Source organism: Acinetobacter sp. 228, assembly GCF_048147885.1.
On record NZ_JAYWYV010000406.1, the window covers coordinates 1 to 1,193 of the forward strand.

At 40.4% G+C, this 1,193-nt stretch carries 1 protein-coding gene and 1 pseudogene; both read left to right on the forward strand.

The window, feature by feature from the left end; genetic code table 11:
- The first annotated feature begins 4 nt into the window (after positions 1-4).
- Positions 5-760, forward strand: a complete 756-nt coding sequence (locus VXQ92_RS19410; RefSeq protein ID WP_416682896.1) for a copper resistance protein B — start codon at positions 5-7, stop codon at positions 758-760.
- 28 nt (positions 761-788) lie between these two features.
- A pseudogene (locus VXQ92_RS19415) lies at positions 789-1,193 on the forward strand (cation transporter); the annotation flags it as partial.

Here is a 1,193-nt window from a genome sequence, read left to right on the forward strand (position 1 = left end):
AGTCATGCGCATCACTAAGTTATTTTCTCAAATGATATGTTGCGGTGCTTTCTCGGGTATATCTGTATTTGCTTTTGCTCAAGAACCTTTAACACACGATCATTTACGCGAACATGGTGGACAGGTTTATCAAGCAACAAAGATTGATACTGCCTGGACCCAAAATGAAGAGGGTGAAGGCAGTTTTTCTTCTGAATTGGAAAGCTGGGTGGGAACCGATGAAAATAAATTGTTCATTAAAGCCCATGTTGAAAATGCCGAGTCGGAAGATGCCAAGTATGGCGGTTCAGTACTTTATAGTCGAAATGTAGCTGACTATTGGGATGTACAGGCCGGGGTAAACTATGAACGTTTACAACGGGAAGACGAAAAGCAAGATCGCTGGGCTGGTGTAGTGGGCTTACATGGCATGGCGCCTTACTTCTTTGAAACCGATGCTTATCTTTATGTAGGTGAAGATCAGTTATGGAAGTTAAGCTTAGAGACAGAAAAAGATTTGCTTTTTACTCAAAAGTTGATTGGTCAGCCCTATTTAAAAGCAGATGTTGTTTTACAAGATGAATCTCGGTATTCCAGTAAAACAGGCCTGTCGAGTTTACAAGCTGGCTTTCAAACCCGTTATGAAATCAATAAAAAGGTAATGCCATTTGTTGATTTCGGTTATGGTTATGAAAAAGGTTTAAAACAAACCGCTTGGCAAACTGGAACCGGCTCAGAACATGGTTGGTATTATGGAGCTGGGTTAACACTAAAATTCTAATTGCCGAACAAAAAGTAAGCTTAATGACATGCCATTGGTTTATACTGATGGCATTGTTTTTTGTGTCAGTTATGGTGCAAAGATGGCTTTAGAAAAACAAGAGAATCAAATAAATGTAAATAAAAGCTGTTCTAGCTGTGGGTGCTCAAATGTAGCAGCTCAGGACTTTTCTGTGGCAAGTGAACCTAGGGTAAATAAAACCCAATGGGTGAGTTATTATCATATTCCCCGTATGGATTGTGCAGCCGAAGAACAAATGGTACGAATGGCTTTAGCTTCTTATGCTGAACATATTCAAGAACTTCATTTTGATTTGCCCGCCCGCCACTTAGCGGTGTATCACAGTACTCAAGACGAAAAGATTACTCAGTGCCTGCAACGTCTAGGTTTAGGAGCCGAATTACAACAAACCCAACCACATTATGAGCCTGTT

Bases quoted from the DNA above. Each gene is read 5' to 3' on its own strand.
- VXQ92_RS19410 (WP_416682896.1), top strand. From the start codon at position 5: ATGCGCATCACTAAGTTATTTTCTCAAATGATATGTTGCGGTGCTTTC.